Raw genomic sequence first — 17,190 nt, forward strand, 5'->3', positions numbered from 1 at the left:
GTCAGATCAGGTTCGCCCGCTTGTAGAACACCAGCGCGGGTCGGGTCAGCAGCCCGCACGAGCCGAGGAATTCCATCAGCCCGGCACAGCTGGAGCGCATCATCGACTTGTGGTGCTCGTTGGCCTTCGCCTCGCGCAGGGCGCGCGCGGTGTCGAGTCCCGCGTTCTTGTAGACGTCGCGGTTGATCATGCTGCTGACGATGAAGTACGACGCGATCGCGATGACCAGCGCGTCGATCCGGCGGCGCAGGAAGCCCGCGCCCTCCAGCTGCTCCCGCGTCTCCTCCCTGGCGAACTTCATGTGCCGGGACTCTTCGACCACGTGGATGTTGTTGATGGTGCGCACGAACGGGACCACACGCTCGTCGCGCATCCAGTCGCGCTGCATCACGTCGAGGACCTCTTCGGCGACGAGGATCGCCGCGTACGCCGCTTCGCCGGTGGCCGTCGCCTTGAAGACCCGGCCGAGTTCGACGGCGAGCCTGCGCGGGCGGTACGGGGGCGCGCCGAGCTTCGCCGCGCCGCGGGCGAACATGATCGAGTGACGGCATTCGTCGGCGATCTCGGTGAGCGCCCACTGGAACGCCGGGTCGGTCGGGTCCTTGGCGTAGAAGTCACGCAACACCATCTGCTGCAGGATCATCTCGAACCAGATGCCGGTGCTCGCGACCGACGCGGCTTCCTGGCGCGTGAGCTCCTTCTGCTGCTCCGGGCTCATCTCGGCCCAGTAGCTCGTGCCGTAGAGGGTGCTCCACTCCGGGCTGGCGCCGTGGAAGTCCTTGTCCAGCGGCGTCTCCCAGTCCACCTCGGTGGCCGGGTCGTAGGACAGCATCGCGGAGGAATCGAGGAGCCGCTGCGCGGTCTCGTGGCGGCCTGCCCCGGCCGTTCGTGGCACATCGGTGCTGGTCATACGGACCTCCCTGACGACGTCGACAGAGTGCGCGGCTACCTGTTACCGCGATTCACTGTTACCCAAGGTAACATATAGAAGCAGTCCACGAAAGAAGGGGAGATCCGCCCATGACCGCGCTCCGCCGCATCGCCACCTTCGACCACGACGGACTCATCTTCGACGTCCGGGACACCGGCCCGCTCGACGGCGACGTCGTCGTCCTGCTGCACGGTTTCCCGCAAACCGGCGTTTCCTGGACCGACACCGCCGCGCTGCTCCACGAACGGGGATACCGCACGGTCGTGCCCGACCAGCGCGGCTACTCACCCCGCGCACGCCCGCGAGGCCGCTTCGCCTACCGATCCAGCCGTCTCGTGGCCGACACCGTCGCCCTCATCGACACCCTCGGCTCCGGACCGGTCCACCTCGTCGGACACGACTGGGGCGCCAACGTCGCCTGGTCGACGGCGGCCCGGCGACCGGACCTGATCAGGTCGCTGACCACCGTGTCGGTCCCCCACGCCGGAGCGTTCCTCCGCGCGATGCTGACCAGCGACCAGCTCCTCCGGTCGTATTACATGCTGCTGTTCCAGATCCCCTGGCTGCCCGAGCTCGCCATCCGGCGCCGGCCACGCGTACTCGAACGCACGCTGGCCGGCACCGGGATGACACCGGCCCAGATCGGCCAGGTCCGCGAGGACATCGTCGACGGCGGAGCCCTCACCGGCGGACTGAACTGGTACCGCGCGATGCTGCTACAACAACCGGCGGCCCTCCGTGCCCGGGTCACCGTGCCGACCACTCATGTCTGGAGCGACGGCGACACCGCCTTGTCCCGGCGAAGCGCCGAACTGGCGGGCCAATACGTCGACGCCGGTTACCGGCTCGAGGTCCTGACCGGAGTCAGTCACTGGGTTCCCGAAGAGGCGGCCGCGACACTGGCCGCCATCATCGACCGCACCGCCACGAACGCGACCTAGGCGCTGTCCTGCAAGTCTGCGCCGGCCTCGAATGTCCACAAAGGACAGTGGGGCGACCCGAGGTCCGCTTGATGCGTATATGTACGGCTTTCACGCGGGGTCGTGAGCGGTCGGTGCGGGTGGGTGGGGGGGGGGGGGGGGGGGGGGGGGGTGGGCCCCCCCCCCCCCCCCCCCCCCCCCCCCCCCCCACCCCGGGTGCCTTCCCGAGAGTCGTCGCGCAGCCGGAGCGTGTCGCGAAAGCCACGTTCGCGACGTCTGATGTCCCGAAAGTGGCTTTCGCGACACCTGGGTGCGGAGACCGCCAACAGGACATGCAGGACGCCGCTAGTCGACCGGCGTGACCTCGGCCATCTCCGACCAGGCGTCGCCGTCGAGGTTCTGGTAGTTGATCCGGGGCTTCTCCGCGACGACGGTCGCCATGAACGGGAAGAACTCCTGCGCGTGCTGCGTGGCGACGTGCGCGTCACCCGCGGCGCTGTCGGCGAACACCTCGACGAGGACGAACTCGTTCTCGTCACCGGCGTTCTGGTAGTAGTCGAACGAGATGTTGCCGGGTTCGGAGCGCACCTGCTGTGTGTAGCGCTCGATTCCCGTCAGCCATTCGGTGCGTTTCCCGGGACGGATCTGTGCTTTGAGGACGATCAGGATCATGGTCCGAGTATCGCAAAGCGGGCCTTCACGCGCTCCGCTCCGAGGCCGCCGACGGCCGGATGGGAGACTGACCGGGTGATCACCCGGCTCCGGTCCTGTTGGTCCGCGATCCGGTTCCTGGCGGTCGGCGCGGCCTCGTCCATGCTCGCCTGGTTCGTCCTCGTCGGCATGCTGTTCGTGCTGCTGATGTGCCCGTTCGGCGTCGGGATCCCGGCGGTGCCGCACGCGCTCAAGCTGATCAGGTACCCGGTCAACTTCGAGCGACGGCGAGCCGCCCGCCTGCTGGGCGAGCCGATCCCCGAGCCGTACCGGTCCGGGAATCCGGTGACCGACCCGGCCTCGCGACGGGACCTCGGCTGGCTCGCCTTCCACGCCGCCACCGGTTTCATCATCGGCATCTTCGCCATCGCCTTTCCGCTCGGCGGGATCCGCCAGATCGTCACGGCGTTCATCTGGCCGGCGGTGCCCGGCGGGGTGGAAAGCTCGCTCGGGTTCATGGTCACGTCGTGGCCGCTCGCGGCGCTCAGCGCGGTCACCGGCGCCGGCATGATCGCGCTCCTGTTCCTGTATCCCCGTTTGGCCCGATGGCAGGCCTCCGTCGCGCGCAGGCTGCTCGCGCCGGCGCCCGGTGTCGTGCTGACCGACCGCGTCGTCGAGCTGGCCGCGTCGCGTGCCGCCGCGCTGGAGGCGCACGGCGCCGAGCTCCGTCGCCTCGAACGCGACCTGCACGACGGGACCCAGGCGAGGATCGCCGCGGTGGTCCTGCAATTGGGGATCGCCGATTCGCTCTTCGACAAGGATCCTCAGCGGGCGAGGGAGTTGCTGGGCAAGGCGCAGGACACCGCGACCGGCGCGCTCGCCGAACTCCGGACCGTCGTGCGCAGCATCCATCCGCCGCTGCTGACCGACCGCGGCCTCGACGGCGCCGTCACCGCACTGGCCGATCGTTGCCCGGTTCCGTGCACTGTGGACGTTCGCAGCCGCAGCCGCCGTCCCGCCGCCGTCGAAGCGGCCGCCTACTTCGTCGTCGCCGAGATGCTGGCCAACATCACCAAACATTCCGGCGCCGAACACGCCTGGATCACCCTCGACGGCACCGCCGACACCCTGCTCATCGAAATCCGCGACGACGGCCACGGCGGCGCCGACGAATCCGGCGGCAGCGGGCTGTCCGGGATCCGCAAACGCGCCGAGGCGTTCGACGGGACCTTGAAACTGTCGAGCCCCGACGGCGGGCCGACCGTACTGAAAGTGGAGTTGCCATGCGGGTCGTGATCGTCGAGGACGACGCGTTGCTGCGCGAAGGCCTGGTGATGCTGCTGAACACCTCGGGCATCGACGTCGCCGCAGCGGTGGACGATGTGGACGAGTTCCTCGAACTGGTCACGAAGGACCGGCCCGACGCGGTGATCACCGACGTCCGGCTGCCGCCGACCCACACCGACGAAGGCCTCCGCGCCGCCGTCAAAGCGCGGAAGTTGCACCCCGGGTTGCCCGTGCTCGTGCTGTCCGCGCACGTCGAAACCAGTTACGCGGCGGAACTCCTGGCCGACGGCAAGGGTGCTGTCGGCTACCTGCTCAAGGAGCGGGTCGGGAAGGTCGAGAAGTTCCTCGACGCGCTGGACCGGGTCGTCAAGGGCGGGACGGCCATGGACCCCGAGGTGATCACCCAGCTGATGGCGCACCGGCGGGCGACCGATCCACTCGAAGGGCTGACCGCGCGAGAGCGCGAGGTGCTCGGGCTGATGGCGGAGGGCTACAACAACACGACCATCGCCGAACTGCTGGTGGTGAGCGACGGCGCGGTGCACAAGCACATCCGGAACATCTTCGCGAAGCTCGGGTTGCCCGAGGACAGCGGGCATCGGCGGGTCTTGGCGGTGCTGGCGTACTTGGGCGGAAAGGCCTGAGGTCGCCGTTTCGCGTGTCGTCCGGTCACGAGGCGCCGAGTTCTTCGGCGAGCCCGACGACGATGCCCTCCGGTCCCCGGACGTAGCAGAGCCGATAGATGTCCTCGTACTGTTCGAGTTCACCCACTAGTTCGGCGCCGTGGGCACGCAGGCGGGCGACGACGTCGTCGATGTCGTCGACCGCGAACATGACGCGCCGGATGCCCAGCGTGTTCGCCGGAGCGTTCTCCGGTTCGGGCGTGATGGCCTTCGGCCGGTGGAACTTCGCCAGCTCGATCCGCCCAGGGCCACCCGGAATCTTCAGCATGGCGACGTCCTGGCTGACGTCTTGGAGCCCGACGACCCGTTCCGCCCCCGGCCAGTCGAGTGGCCCCTTGCCTTCCAGCTCCATCCCCAGTTCGACGAAGAACGCGATGACGGCGTCGAGGTCTTCGACGACGATGAGGACGTTGTCCATCCGGTGGATCGCCACGCCGGAACTCCTTCGCTCGGTGCGGGGTAGCGCCAGCACCACCCCACGACGGGGGTCACTCCCCTGTCTTCCCAGTGTCCAGAACCCTAGCGTCTTTCCCATGAACGACACCGAAAACACCCGCGGCGGCGGCCTGGTCACCGCCGCCATCTGGCTCGTCCTCCTCGTCAGCGCGGCCACCAACTCGATCGGCCAGTTCGCGGGGCTGGACTGGACTTTCCGCATGTTCGCGGGAGCCGTGGCGGTGGTGTGCATCGTGCTTCTGATCGTCCGTTACATCGCGCGGCGCAGGGCATGAACCACCTCGGCCCGCCCGGGAAGTCCGGGCGGGCCGAGTGCCTTCAGGACACCTTCGGCGTCGCGCGCACGCCGTAGTGCATGTACGGCTCCCCTGTCGGCAAGGTGTAGAACGTGACCGGCATCCAGGTCTGCGCGCCCGGCTCACGGCAGACGTAGAGCGACTCGGCCACCGGGACCAGATCGAATTCCATCGTCTTCTCCGGCATCAGTTCGGCCAACGGGCCCGTGGCGGTCTGCCTCAGCCGGAGTCCGTCCTTTTCGGACAGTACCTCCATCTGCACACCCGCCCGTTCGTAGACGCCGACGTGCCTCGAACCGTCGACGGTGACCGGGGTCGACGGCGGCGCCAGCGGCCGCGGCATGGCCACGTCCGCCAGTTCCGCGAAGATCTCCCGGTACAGCTCCATGAACAGGTCGCGCGTGTTACCGCCGTTGGTGAGCAGCGTGACGGCGAGTCCTTGATCGGGCAGCAGCCGCAGGAACGCGGATTGCCCGATCGTGTTGCCGTCGTGGCCGATGATCCGCCGTCCGCTCCAGTCGTCGCGGATCCAGCCGAGGCCCCAGGAATCGCCGAGCGAGTACTTGTCGGGGAGGTCGGCGTGTTTCTCGGCCATCGCGGTGGCGGACGCCGTGGTGAGGATCCGCTCGCCGGATGGGGCGAGCCCGCCAGTCAGGTGCAACCGGGCGAAGCCGAGCACGTCCTTGGCGGTGGCGGTGATCAGGCCCGCCGGTCCCATGGTCCGCGGCAGTCCCCAGACCGGCGCGGGTTTCAGGTCTTCGTCCGCGCCACCGACGTGCCCGACGGCGGCGCGGAGCAGCAGCGCTTCCTCGGGCAGCGTCACGGTGTGGGTGAGACCGAGCGGGGTGAACAGTTTCTCCCGCATCGCGGCGTCCCAGATCTGCCCGGTGAGCTTCTCGATCACCCGGCCCATGAGCACGAAACCCGAGTTGCAGTAGGAGAACGTCTCACCGAGCGGATGGTTCTGCGCGGCCTGGTCGAGGATTTCGACATAGCGTTCGAGGCAGTCGTCGCCGCGCCCGGTGTCGGTGAAGACGTCGCCGTCGATCCCGCTGGTGTGCGTGAGCAGATGCCGCATGGTCACCTGCTTGGCGACGTCCGGATCGGCGAGCCGCAGCTCGGGGACGACGTCGGCGATCGGCGCGTCGAGGTCGAGAAGGCCTTCGTCGACCAGCCGCATGACCACGGTCGCGGTCCACACCTTGGAGATCGAGCCGATCTGGAACACCGAGTCTTCGGTGACTTCGACACCGGTCGCCGTGTTGAGCACGCCGTAGGAGGCGAGAACCTCAGTATCGTCCCCGACCCGCGTGATGCCCAGCGCCGCACCGGGAACGCGGTGCTTGCGTGCCAGTTCGGCCAGCCGTCGCCGCCAGTGGTCCGCCTCGATCGGCACCCGGGACACCCCGTCCGCGGGCGCGGCGTACTGCTCCACCCAGTCGAGGACTCGCCGGTTGAAGTCGATGCGCTGCGAGGGCGGTCCGTCGAGGATGAACAGGTGCGAGGCGTCCGGGTACAGCACCAGCCGCGACGGGACGCCCCGGGCACGCAGGGCGCTGAACCACTGTTCGGCCTGACCGATCGGGCACCGGTCGTCGTCGGCGCCCTGGACGACGAGGGTCGGCGTCCGCACGTCGGCGACCCGGGCGAACGGCGAGAACCGCTCGTTGGCCTTGTCCCACGCCGGATTGCCGAGCTCGCTGACGGCCAGATAGTGCCCGGCGTCGGACGTGCCGCCCAAACTGGTGAGGTCGCTGACCACGCCACCGGTGACGGCGGCGGCGAAGCGGTCGTCACGGCTGGTCAGGTAGCAGGTCATGAACCCGCCGTAGCTGTAGCCCGCCACGGCGAGCCGGTCCGCGTCGGCGATCCCTTCCGCGACCAAGTGGTCCAGGGGTTCGAGGAAGTCGGCCGCGTCGGCGACACCCCAAGCACCGACGGCGCCGGTGTAGAAGTCCTCGCCGTAGCCGTCGCTGCCCCGCGGGTTGAGCAGCAGCACCGCCCAGCCACGCGCGACGAGTTCCTGGTGATAGAGGTGGATCCAGTCGGCCGCGCCGTTCCAGGCGTTGTGCGGGCCGCCGTGGATGTCGAGCAGCAGTGGCGCGGCGCCGGATCGCGCCGGGTCCCGCAGCAGCCAACCGTGGACGACGGTGCCATCGCCGATGGTGAATTCCCGTTCCTGGTGCTGGAAGAGCTCGATGTCGGAGGCGCCGTGCTTCGTCCGCACGTCGACGGCGCCGGTGGCCGGGTCGACGACGGTGACATCGCCGAACGACGTGGCCGTGGCCAGGACGACCACGACCCTGCCGCCCGCGATGTCCATTCCGGACACGACGCGGCCCGCGCCCGCCAGCACCGCGCGCGGTGTCCCGCCCTCGGTGTCCACTTCGTACAGATGGGTGCAGCCGCGGTCACGGATCCCGAACAGCACGGTGCCGTCGTCCATCGCCTGCGGCAGGGCTCCCGGATAGCCCGGCCCGCCGGACATCACGTTGCGGTCCAGCGCGGCGGTCAGCTCGACCGGATCGCCGCCGTCCAGCGGCACCTTCCACAGCCCCAGGTGCCCGACCTCGGTGTCGGGCCTGCCGACCACCAGCAACGCGGCGCCGTCCGCCGTCCAGCCGACCGTGCCCGCCATGCCTTCGCCGGAGCCGATCAGCCGCGGTTCGGAGGTCTTCACGGTCACGTCGAGAACGTGAGCACCGGAGCGGAACGTCAGATCCGCGTCGCCGTCCCGCGCGGCCGAGAAGGCCAGCCGAGTGCCATCGGGCGACCAGGCCGGTTCGCCGGCGTGCCAATCGCCGAAGGTCACCTGCCGGACTTCCCGGGTGGCGACGTCGAGGACGTGCAGATGCTTGCGGACCGTCTTGATCAGCCCGGCGCCGTCGGCCTTGAAGTCCAGGCGGTCGGCCACCACCGGAGCGTTCGGCGCCGCTTCCCCGCCCGTCAGGTCGACCGCGGCCGAGAACGCGATCTTGCCGCCGTCCGGGCTCCAGACCGGGGCACCCGCACCCAACGGGAGTTCCGTGATCCGCTCGGCCTCCCCGCCCGACGACGGCAGGAACCACACCTGCGGCGGTCCGTCCTGGGCACGGAGGAACGCGATCCGCTCGCCGTCCGGCGCCCATCGCGGCGCCATGTCCGCGGTTCCGCGCGTGAGCTGCCGCGCTTCGCCGGTGGTCACGCCGACTTCCCAGAGCGTGTGCACGTTCCGGTCCTCGTCGCGGTCGGCCGTGCGCAGGACGTAGACGATCCGTTCGCCGTCCGGGGAAAGCGAAGGCTGGCTGGGGACGGCGATGTCGTACAGGTCGTCGAGACCGAGACGTCGGGTCATGATGCGCTTGCTCCTCTGGAGATCGTGAGCTCGTTGTCGCTGAAGTGGCAGGCCGCCGAGTGACGCCGCTGTGCCGCGCCGTCCGCGGGATCCGCCTCAAGGCAGAGTTCTCGGCCGGTTCGCACGAGCGGGCCGACCGGACAGCGTGTGTGGTACCGGCACCCGGCGGGCGGATGGTGCGGGTCGGCGGGCTCGACGTCCGCGGTCTCGCTCGTCTCGCCGAGGTCCAGCACAGAAGTGGTCGCCGACGGCGCCGCGGCGAGCAGGTCACGGGTGTACGGATGCCGCGGGTCGGTGAGCACCTGTTCGGCCGGGCCGACCTCGACGATCCGCCCCAGGTACATCACGGCGACGATGTCGCTGAGGTAGCGGATCACCGCGAGGTTGTGCGAGATGAACAGCATCGACAGGCCCAGCCGTCGTTGCACGGACCGGACGAGGTTGAGCACCGCGCCCTGCACCGAGACGTCGAGCGCCGAGGTGATCTCGTCCGCGATCAGCACCTCGGGCCGCCCGGCCAGCGCGCGGGCGAGCGCCACCCGTTGCCGCTGGCCACCGGAAAGCTGCCCCGGCAGGTGACCGGCCCGGTCGGGATCGAGGTTGACCAGTTCCAGGAGCCGGGCGACTTCGTCCCGGCGCGCGGCACGCCCGGGGAGTACCCCGCGCGGGATCGCTTCGGTGATCGACTCCCCGATGCTCATCCGCGGGTCCAAAGAGGAATACGGATCCTGGAACACCATCTGCAAGGGAGGCCGGCGGGGCAGCTTGCGGACGTCCGTGCCGCCCAGCAGGACCCGGCCGGCGCTGACCGGCGAAAGACCGACGGCGGCACGGGCCAGCGTCGATTTCCCGGAGCCCGATTCGCCGACGAGCCCGACGACCTGTCCGGAAGGGACGGTCAGCCCGACCCGGTCGACGGCGGTGAGACCACGCCGCCCGCCGTAGCGCACGCTCACCGCGTCGAACACGAGATCGCTCATTCCGCACCTCCTGCGGTCACGGTTTCCTTGGCAGGCTGGGAAAGCGGCGCCGGATACCAGCACGCGACGCGGTGGCCGGCCTCCACGCGTTCCAGGACCGGATCTTCGAGACGGCACTTGTCGGACACCATCGGGCATCGGTCGGCGAAGGCGCAGCCGCCGGGCACACGATCCGGTTCTGGCGGGCGGCCGGGGATCACCGCGAGCGGCCCGTCACGATCGGTCTCCAGGTCCAGCGTCGCGGCCAGCAAGGCCCGTGTGTACGGATGCCGCGGTGTTCCGGCGGACGGCAGGTCCTCCACCACACGGCCCGCGTACATGACGAGCATGCGCTCGCACGTCTGCGAAACGACCGCGATGTCATGGCTGATCAGGATGATCGCCGTGTTCCGCTCGGCCCTGGTCCGCGCCAGCAGGCGCAGCAGCTGCCGCTGCACGGTGACGTCCAGCGCCGTGGTCGGCTCGTCGGCGATGATGAGCTTCGGATCGCCCATCAGGCCCATGCCGATCATCGCGCGCTGCCGCATCCCGCCCGAGAATTCGTGCGGATACTGCCGCGCGCGCCGTTCGGCGGCGGGGATCCGCACCGCGCGCAACCGGTCCACCGCCCGCTCGAACGCCTTGGCACGCGGAAGCCCCTGGTGCTGTTCGGCGACTTCGGCCAATTGACGGCCGATCCGCCTGGTCGGGTTGAACGAGGTCATCGGATCCTGGAACACCATCGCCAGCGAAGTGCCGAGCAAGGCGCGTAGGTCCCGTTCCGGCGTCGTCAGCACCGGTTTCCCGGCGAATTCGAGCTTGTCCGCGGTGACCACGGCCGGCGCTTCGACCAGCCGTGACACCGCCAGCCCGGTCAGGCTCTTCCCCGAGCCCGACTCGCCGACGACACCGATCGCCTCGCCCTCGTGGACGGTGAAGCTCACCCCGCGCACCGGAACCGTCCAGCCCGCCGGACGCGGGAACGCCACCTGGAGGTTCTCCACCACCAGCACGGCGTCTTCGCGGGCCTCGGCGGCGTCCTCCCTGGCTGGCGTGACCGGCCGCGGCGCGAGCTTGCGCAGTCCGGTGCGGACGCCGATCACGCCGGCCACGGTCTCGCCGATCAGGTTGAAGGCGAGCCCGGCGAGTACCACCGCCACGCCCGGCGCGAGCGCGGCCGCCGGGTTGACGTAGATCCCGTTGAGGCCTTCGCCGAGCAGCCGTCCCCAGTCGTAATCCGGTGCCTGCACACCGATGCCGAGGAAGGACAACCCGGAGAAGGCCAGCAGGCAGGCACCCGCGCCGATGGTCGCGTTCACCACCAGCGGTTCGCCGATGTTGGGGAGGATGTGCCGGACCAGCAACCGGATCCGGCCGACGCCGGAGATCCGCGCGGCGGACACGAAGTCCTGCCCCGCCACGGAGGCCGACAACGTCTGGGCCAGCCGCGCGAACGCCGGGGCCAGCGCGAACCCGACCGCGAGCACCGCGCCGTGGGTCCCGACCCCGAAGATGACCGAGAAGAACAGCACCAGCAACAGCCCGGGGAACGCGACCGCGATGTTCACCGCGGAGGTGACGAGCCGCGCTGCGGGCCGTGGCAGCAGCGAGGGCAACGTGCCGAGCACGAGCCCGGTCGCCACTCCGATCACCGTCGCGAGCACGGCCAGCAGGACCGAAAGCCGGGTCGCGACCAGGACGCGGAAGAGGATGTCGCGGCCGAGGTCGTCGGTGCCCAGCCAGTGCGCCGCCGACGGTCCTTGCCCGATCGCGTTCGTGTCGATCGCGAAAGCGTTGTCGTGCCACAGGATGGGGGCGAACACCGCGAGGGCGAGCACCAGCGCCAGCAGGGCCGCCGCGAATCCGCCCACCGGGGTGCGCAGGGCCGCGAACCATTTCGCCATCTCAGTTCTCCCGGATCGTCGAACGCGGATCGAGAACGGCCAGCAGCACGTCCACCGTCAGGTTCACCAGCAGCACCCCGACGCCGTAGACGAGCACGATCCCCTGCACCAGCGGATAATCCTTCTGCAGGATCGACTGGGCGATGGTGGAACCGAGCCCCGGCCAGGCGAACACGTTCTCCACCAGTACCGTCCCGGCGACCATCCCGGTCAGCATCAGCCCGCCCATGGTGAGCGTCGCGGTCAGCGCGTTCGGCAGTGCGTGCCGCAGGTAGACCAGCCGCGCGGGCAACCGCTTCGCCCGCGCGGTGCGGATGAAGTCGTTGCCCAGCACGGAAAGCGTCTCCACCCGGACGATGCGGGCGAGTACCGACGCCGGGCCGAGCGCCAACGCGATCACCGGGAGCACGAACGAGCTCGCGTCCGCGTTGCCGGCGACCGGGAACCAGCCCAGCTGGACCGCGAAGAACGCGACCAGCGCGACGGCGAGCAGAAACTCCGGGATGGCCGCGAGCAGCACCGTCGTCGAGGTGAACGCCAGCTCGCCGCCCCGCCGGCGTCCGCCGCGAGTCAGCACGGCGAACAACAGGCCCAGCGGGATCGCGATCGCGATGACCACCGCGAAGGCGGGCAACGCCAGCTGGAGGGTGGCCGGCAGCCGGTCGCCGATCACCTCGGAGACCGGCTGCCCGCTCGTCATCGACGTCCCGAAGTCACCGGTGACCAGGCCACCGAGGTAGTGGACGTACTGCAGCCACAACGGATCGTCGAGGCCGAGCGCCGCCCGGCGCGCGTTCACCAGCTCGACCGGTGCGGTCAGCCCGAGCGCCGCGCGGACCGGGTCGCCGGGGATCAGCTGGATCATCAGGAACGCCGTGGTGATCAGGACCCACAACGAGATCGCGAACCGGCCGAGGCGGCGCACGGCGAACGACAGCCAGGGACTGCCGCGCAACCCGGCCGGCGCGACCGCGACGGCCATCAGCTGTACATCCGGATCGACGACGGCTCGACCGAACCGAAGATGACCTTGAACCGCGCGTTGCTGCCGAAGGTCGGGATGACCGAGTTGACGTACGGCACGACGTCCAGCCGCTCGATGAGCGCCTGCTCCGCGGCGAGCCAGGTCGCGCAGCCCGAATCACCGGCCATCTTGGCCGCCTGCTCGACCTGTGCCGTGTACTTCTCGTTCTCGATATGCGCGAAGTTCGTGCCCGTGGGCGGTTTCGGCCCTGAGACGAACGGGATGACCTGACTCGGCAGCAGCAAGGTCACCGGCGCGAGCGAGATGTCCCACTCACCGGTGTTGAAGAGCACCTGGCTGGTCCCCGGGCTGTCGAGGCCTTTGAGCGTCACCTCGGCACCGGCCGCCTTCCAGGACTGCTGCATCAGTTCGGCGGCGGGCGCCATGGTCGGCCCCAGCTGCGTACCGTAGACGGCGGTCAGCGCGAGCCGTTTGCCGTCCTTGACCCGCACCCCGTCCGCTCCCGGCTTCCAGCCCGCCGCGTCGAGGGCCGACTTCGCGGCGGCGACGTCGAACGCGGGAAGCTTGCCGGTCACCGAATCCCCGGCACACGCCCTGGGTTCGGTGGTGACCATCCCCTGGCTGGGTGCCCCGGAGCCGCTGGTGAGCACCTTCCCGATCTGGGCGAGGTCGAGCGCCTGCACCAGTGCCCGGCGCACGGCCTGGTCGCCGCCCGCGCGGCCGGGCGCCTGGTTGAAGAACATCTCGCCCATCGGGACGACCTGATCCTCGTTGAACAGTTTCTGGGCGCGCAGGCGCTGCTGGTCCTGCCCGGTGATCCGGGCGCCGTTGAGTTCACCGGACAGCAGCAGGTTCGCGGCGGTCGTCATGTTCTGGATGACCCGGAAGGTCACCTTCTCCGGCAGGCCGGGCTGTTCACGCTGCCAGTCCCCCGGCCCCCACGCGTAGTCCTTGCGCCGGGTGAGGGTGTAGTGGTCGTTCGGCACGATCTCGGTCATGGTGAACATGCCGGTGCCGTACTTCCCCTTGGCGAGCGCCTGCCGGTCGGTCACGCCCTTGCCGCACACGATCGGCAGGCCGCCGGCGTTGCGCAGCAGGAACGCGTCCGGCGCCCCGCTGGTGAGCGTGACCGTCCGCGCCGCGTCGTCGGCGGTCGCCTTGGTCCCCGGTGCGACGGTGATACCGGCCATCGGCGACTTGCTGGCGGGATCGCCGACGAAGTTGACGTTCGCCGCCACGTCGCTCGCGGTCAGCGGGGTGCCGTCGTCGCAGGTGATCCCGTTCCGCAGGGTGAAGGTGGCCGTGGTCGTGGAGGCCTCCCACTTCTCGGCGAGCCCGGCGACCGGCTTGCCGGACTCGTCGAGGTTGATGAGGCTGTCGTAGAGGTAGCGCCCGATGTCGAGCGCGACCGAGAGCACGGTCATCGCCGGATCCAGTGCTCCCGGATCGGTGCCGATCGCCATCGTGAAGGTCTTGCCTTCGGTCAATTTCTGATTCGCGGTCCGGTCCTGCCCGGATTGCGACGTCCCCCCGCACGCGCTCACGGTCAAGGCCACCACGCTCGTGATCGCGGCGGTGAGCCGAGCTTTCTTCATGCGGTTTCTCCTAGTGTCTGCAGGTGAACCCGCGTCCGCGATCGACGTCGGCAGGGCGCGAGTTGGTCTTTCAGGTCGCGAAGGTGGTGAAGGCGCCCTGCCACCGCGATCGCGGGGCCTCCGGCCGGGGCGGGTTCACTCGTCTGGTCACCTTTCCGGACTCATCTCAGCTCCGCCAACAGGCTCCTACTGGGTAACGGTCTGCGCACGGAGGTGGTCGATGGCGAGGCGGGCGGCCTCGCCGAGTGCCGAGTCGACCGCGGGCTGGCGGTCGGCGAGGGATTCGGCGCGGGTGAACACCGCGACGGCGTACCGGCGACCGTCCACATCGGTCACCACACCCGCTTCGTTGCGGACGGCCGGAAGCGTCCCGGTCTTGGCCGCGATCGCCACCCCGGCCGGGAATCCGGACGAGATCCGATGCGGCCAGATCTGCTGGGCCATGATCGTCCGCACGCGTTCGCAGGCGGCCGGGTCGCCCGCGCGGTCGGTCCAGATCGCGTCGAGCAGCGCGGTGATCTCCCGCGGGGTCGACGAGGTGGTGCGTTCCGGGTCGAGCACCGAAAGCTTCCACAGCTGTTCGGGTGTGGCCGCGGCGAAGACGGCTTCCAGATCGTCGTCCGGTTTCGCGCCGAGGTCGGCGATCACCGAGGCGAAGAGGTCCTCGCAGCAACCGATCAGGCGGGTCCTAGCGAGTCCGAGGTCGGTGAGGACCCGGTCCACCGCTTCCTGCCCGACCCGGTGGTAGACGACGTCGGTCGCGGCGTTGTCGCTCATCGTCAGCATGAAATGGGCCAGGTCGCGCCAGCTCATCTCGACGTCGTCCGCGCAGCCGGCGGTCCCGATCCCGCCGATCCGGTAGCGCGAAGTGACGCGGGTCCGCTCGGTCTCGTCGAGCCGCCCAGCGGCCACCTCGCGGGCGAAGGCGACCGCCACCGGGATCTTGAACACCGACGCGAGCACGACCTGGTCGTCCGCGCCGACGCCGACTTCGGGACCATCGGGAACGCCGACCTCACGGGCGTGCACGAATCCGCGTGCCCCCACCTTCGCGAAGACGGCCTCGATCTCGTCGGCGACCATTGTCACCGGCTCCCCCTGCGGTCGGCGCGTCCGGTGTGGACGAACAACGCGCGGCCGGTGCCGTCGTCACCGACGAACGCGTGCGGCATGTGCAGGCCGAGGCCGTCGTTCTCAGCGACCAAGGTATCGCCGTGGTAGCCCAGCAGCCTGTTCTTCTCCGGCCCGGAACCGAGGTCGGCGAACACGCCCTTCGGTGTCCGTTCCAGCCACAGGCCACCGTCCTCGTCCTGGCTCACGACGATGTCCGCCACCTGCGACGAGTACTCACCCACGAACCGCGACGCGTCGGCCGGCGTCTCGGCCGCGTTGGGCTCCGGCAGCGGCGGGACCTCGACGTCGGCCAGGTCGCCCAGCACCTTCTGGAAGACGTCCCGGTAGAGGTGCAGCGGTTTCCCGCCGTTGGTCAGCAAGGCCACCGCGACGTTGCTGCCCGGCACCACCCGCAGGAACGCCGACTGGCCGATGGTCCCGCCGTCGTGGCCGATCACCGGGCCGCCGTCCCAGTCGAAGATCATCCAGCCGAGGCCCCACGCCCCGCCCATCAGGCCGAGGTAGGGCAGTTCGACCTGGCGTTCCCACATGGCACGGGCCGTTTCGGGCTTGAGGACCTGGGTGCCGTCGTCCGCGCGGCCCTCGTTGAGGTGCATGCGGACGAAGGTGAGCAGATCCCGCGGGCGCATCGCGAGATGCGAACCCGCCGGCACGTTCGACCGCGTCAGCGCCCAGACGGGCGCGGCCACCGGTTCGTCGTCCGGCGACGGCTGGACGTGGCCGATGGCGGCGCGGTACCGGATCGCGTCGTACGGTCCGGCGGCGGCGTGGGTCAGCCCGAGCGGGGTGAAGAGGTGGTCGCGCAGGCAGTCGTCGTAGGACTTGCCGCGCAGGACCTCGACGATCCTGCCGAGCACGCAGTACCCGGCGTTGTTGTAGGAGAACATCTCCCCCGGCGGGAACAGCTGGGGCACATCGGAAAGCGTGGCCACGAGCTTGGCGACACAGTCGTCACCCTGTCCGGTGTCGGTGAAGATGTCGCCTTCGAAGCCGGAGGTGTGACAGGTCAGCTGCCGCACCGTGATCCGCGAAGCCGCGTCGTCGTCCCCGAGGGTGAACTCGGGAAGGTAGTCGCGGACCGATTTGTCGAGGTCGAGCCTGCCTTCGTCGACGAGCTGCATCGCCAGGGTGGTCGTCCACACCTTGGTGATCGACCCGATCTGGAATACGGAGTCCACTGTGGACTCGACACCGGTGTTCTTGTTCAGCACGCCGGCCGCGTGGTCGATCACCTCGCCGTTCGCGAAGACCGCGACGGCGGCGCCGGGCACCTGATGCTTCTCCAGAAGGGCGGAGAAGTTCTCTGCGAGCCAGGTCTCGATTTCGGAAAGTTTCGACATGCGCACCTCTTGTCCGTGGAAAGGGTGGTCCGGCGGTTCCCGGAATGCTAGGCCGGTGACGGGCGTCACCGGTTCGTGTGGAACGACGAGAGCGGCGGGAAAATTCATCCGGGCGGACGAATCATTCGCTCCCGGCCTCGGGAAGCCTGAGCATCCGACGGCCTGTGCCGCGGCGAAACCGATGAACGCGTCCCGCTCCGGCACCCGCGACCGCCCGTCGACCGCGTCGGTGAAAATTCCTGCCGCGTAACGACCGCCATCCGGGTACTCGACCACGCCGACCTCGTTGCGCACCGACGGCAGGGTCCCGGTCTTGCCGCTGACGCGGATCCCGTCGTCCGGGAATCCGGACCGCAGCCGGTGCGGCCACACCTGGAGTTCCATCCAGCGCCGGACGTCCGCGCACGCCACCGGCGCGGCCGCCGCGGTGAAGGATCCCTTCGCTGGCTTCAAGGCAGGGAGGTGGCCATCGGGAGCCATCCCTGCCAGCGCTCACTGCTCGCTACGAAGGCGGTCCCACACGGAACCTTCGACTTTCGGCTCAAGAGAACCGTTCTCACCAATCATGAAGCCGAGCCGGGGCGGTGGGGGGGGGGGGGGGGGGGGGGGGGGCGCCGCCGGGCCGGGCGGGGGGTGGGCGGGGGGGGGCCACGGCCGGCCGGGGGGGGGGCCCGGTGCTTTGGCAAAGGAAACGCGATATCACAAGACACGCGAC

At 69.7% G+C, this 17,190-nt stretch carries 14 protein-coding genes and 1 pseudogene; 4 read left to right on the forward strand and 11 right to left on the reverse strand.

The features are described 5' to 3' along the window. Position 1 precedes the first annotated feature (1 nt). On the reverse strand, positions 2–910 hold the full coding sequence (locus ACIRGA_RS23775) for a diiron oxygenase (protein WP_400944551.1): 909 nt from the start codon (positions 908–910) through the stop codon (positions 2–4). A 110-nt stretch (positions 911–1,020) separates the two neighbouring features. Here ACIRGA_RS23775 and ACIRGA_RS23780 point away from each other — a divergent pair, with 110 nt between their 5' ends. Beyond that, positions 1,021–1,872, forward strand: coding sequence for an alpha/beta fold hydrolase (locus ACIRGA_RS23780; protein WP_400944553.1), 852 nt, complete (start codon positions 1,021–1,023; stop codon positions 1,870–1,872). Between the two features lie 324 nt (positions 1,873–2,196). Here the strand turns inward: ACIRGA_RS23780 and ACIRGA_RS23785 are convergent, their stop codons facing one another. After that, positions 2,197–2,523, reverse strand: coding sequence for a putative quinol monooxygenase (locus ACIRGA_RS23785; RefSeq protein WP_400944555.1), 327 nt, complete (start codon positions 2,521–2,523; stop codon positions 2,197–2,199). 75 nt (positions 2,524–2,598) lie between these two features. Between ACIRGA_RS23785 and ACIRGA_RS23790 the strand changes: the two genes are divergently transcribed. Beyond that, entirely contained in the window at positions 2,599–3,798 is a 1,200-nt protein-coding gene (locus ACIRGA_RS23790) for a sensor histidine kinase (RefSeq protein ID WP_400944557.1), read from the forward strand. Continuing rightward, complete coding sequence (locus ACIRGA_RS23795) at positions 3,786–4,433, forward strand: response regulator (protein WP_400944559.1); 648 nt, start codon at positions 3,786–3,788, stop codon at positions 4,431–4,433. Before ACIRGA_RS23790 ends, ACIRGA_RS23795 begins: the two co-directional genes overlap by 13 nt. Positions 4,434–4,458: 25 nt before the next feature. On the opposite strand, the gene ACIRGA_RS23800 is transcribed toward ACIRGA_RS23795, so the two are convergent. Continuing rightward, the gene (locus ACIRGA_RS23800; protein ID WP_400944561.1) at positions 4,459–4,905 is read right to left on the reverse strand and encodes a VOC family protein; all 447 of its coding nucleotides are present in this window, start codon (positions 4,903–4,905) and stop codon (positions 4,459–4,461) included. A 100-nt stretch (positions 4,906–5,005) separates the two neighbouring features. Here ACIRGA_RS23800 and ACIRGA_RS23805 point away from each other — a divergent pair, with 100 nt between their 5' ends. Beyond that, positions 5,006–5,203, forward strand: a complete 198-nt coding sequence (locus ACIRGA_RS23805) for a hypothetical protein (protein WP_400944563.1) — start codon at positions 5,006–5,008, stop codon at positions 5,201–5,203. A 43-nt stretch (positions 5,204–5,246) separates the two neighbouring features. Here the strand turns inward: ACIRGA_RS23805 and ACIRGA_RS23810 are convergent, their stop codons facing one another. From ACIRGA_RS23810 to ACIRGA_RS23845, 8 genes and pseudogenes are all read right to left on the reverse strand, one after another. Then, positions 5,247–8,558 (reverse strand): serine hydrolase, encoded by a 3,312-nt coding sequence (locus tag ACIRGA_RS23810; protein ID WP_400944565.1) that lies wholly within the window; start codon positions 8,556–8,558, stop codon positions 5,247–5,249. Beyond that, entirely contained in the window at positions 8,555–9,538 is a 984-nt protein-coding gene (locus ACIRGA_RS23815) for an ABC transporter ATP-binding protein (RefSeq protein ID WP_400944567.1), read from the reverse strand. Before ACIRGA_RS23815 ends, ACIRGA_RS23810 begins: the two co-directional genes overlap by 4 nt. Continuing rightward, positions 9,535–11,421 (reverse strand): dipeptide/oligopeptide/nickel ABC transporter permease/ATP-binding protein, encoded by a 1,887-nt coding sequence (locus ACIRGA_RS23820; RefSeq protein WP_400944569.1) that lies wholly within the window; start codon positions 11,419–11,421, stop codon positions 9,535–9,537. Before ACIRGA_RS23820 ends, ACIRGA_RS23815 begins: the two co-directional genes overlap by 4 nt. Before the next feature lies 1 nt (position 11,422). Further along, positions 11,423–12,403 carry an ABC transporter permease gene (locus ACIRGA_RS23825; RefSeq protein ID WP_400944571.1) on the reverse strand — a complete coding sequence of 327 codons (981 nt, stop codon included), beginning with the start codon at positions 12,401–12,403 and terminating at the stop codon, positions 11,423–11,425. Continuing rightward, a complete protein-coding gene (locus ACIRGA_RS23830) occupies positions 12,403–14,001 on the reverse strand; it encodes an ABC transporter substrate-binding protein (RefSeq protein WP_400944573.1) in 1,599 nt (532 codons plus the stop codon). The genes ACIRGA_RS23825 and ACIRGA_RS23830 overlap by 1 nt, the downstream gene beginning before the upstream one ends. Positions 14,002–14,187: 186 nt before the next feature. Then, a complete protein-coding gene (locus ACIRGA_RS23835) occupies positions 14,188–15,090 on the reverse strand; it encodes a serine hydrolase (RefSeq protein WP_400944575.1) in 903 nt (300 codons plus the stop codon). Continuing rightward, positions 15,087–16,475, reverse strand: coding sequence for a serine hydrolase domain-containing protein (locus ACIRGA_RS23840; protein WP_400944577.1), 1,389 nt, complete (start codon positions 16,473–16,475; stop codon positions 15,087–15,089). Before ACIRGA_RS23840 ends, ACIRGA_RS23835 begins: the two co-directional genes overlap by 4 nt. A 121-nt stretch (positions 16,476–16,596) precedes the next feature. Further along, positions 16,597–16,898: pseudogene (locus ACIRGA_RS23845) on the reverse strand (serine hydrolase); the annotation flags it as partial. Between the last annotated feature and the right edge of the window lie 292 nt (positions 16,899–17,190).

Origin of the sequence: Amycolatopsis sp. NPDC102389, assembly GCF_044765885.1 — a bacterium.
GTDB lineage: Bacteria > Actinomycetota > Actinomycetes > Mycobacteriales > Pseudonocardiaceae > Amycolatopsis.